The following is a 3,931-nucleotide window of genomic DNA, read 5'->3' on the forward strand; positions in this document are numbered from 1 at the left end:
CCGCCCGCACCGCACCGACAGGCGGCCGGCCCGGCTCCCCACCCCCGAGCCGGGCCGGCCGCCCCTCCTCGTTCCGACGGGCCTTGTTCCCGACGAGCCCTGTTCCCGACGAGCCCGCCCGGCCGGCGGGCCCGTCGGGCGGCCGGCCGGGCGGGCCGGTCAGCCGGCCGGTGCGGCCGCGGCCATCTCGGTGCTCGCCGCCTCCATGGCCTGCCGGATGTCCTCCTCGCCGACCTCACCGGCAGCGGCGGCGGCGAACAGCTCGACCATGGCGCCGCCGACCAGGTTCTCCATCCGCCCGGTCTCCGGGATCTGCGGGAACGGCTCGGCGTGGTCGCGCAGGATGGTGCCGAAGACCCCGAGGTCGCCGTCGGTGAACGCCGGGTCCACGTAGGAGTCCAGGGTGACCGGCAGCGTGCCGTACTCCTTGTTCAGCTCGGTCTGCACCACCCGGCTGGTCAGGAACTCCACGAGCTGGAGCGAGGACTTGCGGTCGTCGGTGTCCGCGAACACGGTGACGTTCACCCCGGCCACCATGGTCTGGGTGTCCAGGCCGCCCTCCGGCCGGGGATCGAGCACCGGCACCGGCGCGACCGCGAAGTCGCTGAAGCCTTCCGACTGCAGCACGCCCAGGGTGTTGGTCTGGGCGATGGTCATGGCGGCCTTGCCGTCCGCGAACGCCTGGTTGGAGTCGAAGTTCTGGATGGTGGCGTCGGCCGGGTCGACCACCCGGTGCTCGGCCAGCAGGTCGATGTACCGCTTCACGGCCGCCACCTGCGGTTCGCTGTCGAACTGCGGGGTGCCGTCGTCGGCGAAGAGCGAACCGCCGTGCTGGCGGCCCAGGATGAAGGCGAAGTGCGAGTTGACGCCGACGTCCGCGCCGCCGAGGGTGATGCCCCACTGGTCGGGGACGCCGTCGCCGTCGGTGTCCCGGGTCAGTTCCTCGGCCACCTCCACGAACTCGTCCCAGGTGGCCGGGGGCTCCTCGATCCCTGCCTCGGCGAACATCCGGGTGTTGTAGTAGAGCCCGTACGCCTGGCCGTAGAGCGGCACCGCGATCGGGTCCTCGTAGCGCGGGCCGGTGGCCGCCATGCTGGAGGGGAGGAACTTCTCCGCACCGCCGATGGCCTCCAGTTCCAGCAGTCCCAGGGTCAGGAAGGCCCCGGTCTCCTGGAGGGACGTCGACCAGGTGTTGCCGATGTTGAGCACGTCCGGGCCGTTTCCGGTGCGTACCGCCTCCTGGATGCGGTCCCAGAGCTCCGACCAGGGGATGACCTCCAGGTCCACCTCGATGCCGGTGCGCTCGGTGAACTCCTTGAGATGGCGGCCGAGGATCTCCTCGTCCTCCTCCACCGACGGCGCCATGTTGGTCGCCCAGTAGCTGATCCGCTTGCCGTCCTCGGAGGCTCCGAGCACCCCGCAGCCCGTCAGACCCAGACTCGCCCCCAGTGCCAGCGCCAATGTCCCCGCCAAGAATCCGCGACCTCTCATCGCGCCCCTCCTTTGAGCCGGTCGGGTTCGGCACCCTATGCGTTTTGGACAACTATGGGACCGCTCCCATCAACGTGATATAGATCACAATCCATCCCGGATCTGCATGATCCTCCACCCACCGGTCAAGCGCCGTGGACGGCCGTCCGGAGCGGGGAACAAACCCCGGCCGCCTCCGGTTGGCACAGGTGCCCGCAGATACCCCCACCCGTACCGAACAGGTACTTCCAGGAAGGTGACCAGCCCGATGCCGACCATCGAGTTGACCAAGGAAAACTTCGACACCTCTGTCAAGAGCTCCGACATCGTGCTGGTGGACTTCTGGGCCGCGTGGTGCGGACCCTGCCGGATGTTCGCGCCGGTCTTCGAGCAGGCCGCCGAGAAGCACGAGGACATCGTCTTCGGCAAGGTCGACACCGAGGCCGAGCAGGAGCTGGCCGCGGCGTTCCAGATCTCGTCCATCCCGACCCTGATGGCGATCCGCGACGGCGTGATCCTTTACGCCCAGCCGGGTGCGCTGCCCGGACCCGCGCTGGAGGACCTGATCAGCAAGGTGCGTGAGGTCGACATGGACGACGTGCGGCGGAAAATCGCCGAACAGAGCGCCGCGGAGTAAGACACCCCTTGCCCCCGCCCGGGGCCGGCGCGCACCCGCGCCCGGCGGAGTGCCGCGACGGCGGCACCCCCCGTACCCGCCCCCGGCGCCGCACGGACGGCTGCACCCGTCAGCCGGTGAGCCGGTGAGCCGGTGAGCGGCGGGGCCGCCGGAGGCGCACTCAGCGCTCCACGGGCAGCCCGCCGGGCTCCTTGATGCGCTTCATCACGATCTGGGAGTTCACCTCGGTGACCCCGGGGAGTGTGGTGAGGCGTTCGATCCACAGGCGTTCGTAGGCGGTGATGTCCGCGACCGCGATCCGCAGCAGGCAGCCGGGGCTGCCGAACAGCCGGTAGGCCTCCAGCACGTCCGGGATGTCGCGCAGCGCCGCCTCGAACTCCTCCACCGCGCTGCGGTCCCGGCGCACCTCGATGGAGACCAGCACCTCGAAGCCGCGCCCCACCGCCGCCGGGTCGAGCACCGCGCGGTAGCCGAGGATCACCCCGGACTCCTCCAGCTGCCGGACCCGGCGCAGGCACGGCGAGGGCGTCAGACCGACGCGCTGGGCCAGTTCCTGGTTGGTCAGCCGGCCATCACACTGAAGCTCACGCAAGATGCTGCGGTCGATTGCGTCCATGGCGCAATCATTCCTCAGTACCCGCAGGTCAGCAGCCAGAATCCGCAATATCTTTGCGCGTAGATTCCCCTACCATTCTCCCTGGGCCTTTCCGGGCATTCTCCGGCCCCGCTGTCTCGCGCGCCGTTCGGCCGGCCAGGGCCGTCCGGTATCCCCCGCACCGAGGAGCTAAGGAGCACCGCAGGTGGCACGTGTCGTCGTCATCAGCACCGGCGGAACGATCGCCAGCCGCTGGCAGGGGTCCGGCTTCGCCGCCGAGGCGGCCGGCCGGGACGTCATGGCCGCGGCGGCCGTACCGGAAGGCGTCACGGTCGAGGTGGTGGACCTGTTCACGGTGAACAGTTCCCGCCTGACCACCGCCCACCAGCTCACCCTGCTGCACACCGTGCACGAGGTGCTGGCCGACCCCGGAGTCGCCGGTGTCGTGGTCACGCACGGCACCGACACCCTGGAGGAGTCCGCCTTCCTGGTGGACCTGCACCACGCCGACCAGCGTCCGGTGGTCTTCACCGGCGCCCAGCGCCCGCTGGACTCCCCGGACGGCGACGCGGCCGGCAATCTGCACGACGCGCTGCTCACCGCCGCCTCCCCGGCCGCCCGCGGCCTGGGCGTGCTGGTGGTCTTCGACGGCCGGATCCACGCCGCCCGCGGCACGGTCAAGACCCACACCCTGGCCGACGACGCCTTCGCCGACCCCTCCGCCCCCCGGGTGGGTCACACCGGCTTCGGGACCATCACCGTGCAGCGCCGCCCGGAGCGCCCGCAGCCGTTGCCGCTCCCGGCTCCGCCCGCCGGTCCGGCACCCCGGATCGACATGGTGATGCACCACTGCGATGCCGACCCGGTGCTGCTCAACGCGGCGGTGGCGGCCGGCGCCCGGGGCCTGGTGCTGGTCGCGGCCGGCGCGGGCAACGCCACCCCGGAGATCGCCGGGGCGGTGGCCGACGCGGTCGCCGCGGGCGTGCTGGTGGCGGTGACCACCCGGGTACCGGGGGGCACGGTGGCCGAGCTCTACACCGGTGGCGGCGCCGTCGACCTGGCCGCGGCCGGGGCGGTGCTCACCGGCACCCTGCGCGCCGGCCAGGCCCGCACCGCCGTGCTGGCCGCGCTGCTCGCGGACGTCCCCGCGGCCGAGCGCCCGGAGCTGCTGCGCCGCCTCACCGCCGCGCACCACCCCACGGCCGCGGCCGTCCCCGCACCGGCCGCAC

Annotated in this window: 4 protein-coding genes; 2 read left to right on the forward strand and 2 right to left on the reverse strand. The window is 71.9% G+C overall.

Translation table 11 applies throughout. The features are described from left to right. Positions 1–159: 159 nt before the first annotated feature. Entirely contained in the window at positions 160–1,491 is a 1,332-nt protein-coding gene (locus tag GQS09_RS27400; protein ID WP_165990217.1) for an ABC transporter substrate-binding protein, read from the reverse strand. A gap of 247 nt (positions 1,492–1,738) precedes the next feature. On the opposite strand from GQS09_RS27400, the gene trxA reads away from it, so the two are divergent. Continuing rightward, positions 1,739–2,107 (forward strand): thioredoxin, encoded by a 369-nt coding sequence (trxA, locus tag GQS09_RS27405; RefSeq protein ID WP_165990218.1) that lies wholly within the window; start codon positions 1,739–1,741, stop codon positions 2,105–2,107. A 160-nt stretch (positions 2,108–2,267) separates the two neighbouring features. On the opposite strand, the gene GQS09_RS27410 is transcribed toward trxA, so the two are convergent. Then, entirely contained in the window at positions 2,268–2,723 is a 456-nt protein-coding gene (locus GQS09_RS27410; protein WP_165990219.1) for an Lrp/AsnC family transcriptional regulator, read from the reverse strand. A 184-nt stretch (positions 2,724–2,907) separates the two neighbouring features. Between GQS09_RS27410 and GQS09_RS27415 the strand changes: the two genes are divergently transcribed. Continuing rightward, the coding region (locus tag GQS09_RS27415) for an asparaginase (protein WP_165990220.1) at positions 2,908–3,931 on the forward strand (1,024 nt) is incomplete at its 3' end.

It is taken from the genome of Streptomyces sp. YIM 98790, assembly GCF_011421595.1.
Lineage (GTDB): Bacteria > Actinomycetota > Actinomycetes > Streptomycetales > Streptomycetaceae > Streptomyces.

Excerpts from the sequence above, each read along its gene's own strand:
- GQS09_RS27400 (WP_165990217.1), bottom strand. The coding sequence starts at position 1,491 with ATGAGAGGTCGCGGATTCTTGGCGGGGACATTGGCGCTGGCACTGGGG.
- GQS09_RS27410 (WP_165990219.1), bottom strand. The coding sequence starts at position 2,723 with ATGGACGCAATCGACCGCAGCATCTTGCGTGAGCTTCAGTGTGATGGC.
- trxA (WP_165990218.1), top strand. The coding sequence starts at position 1,739 with ATGCCGACCATCGAGTTGACCAAGGAAAACTTCGACACCTCTGTCAAG.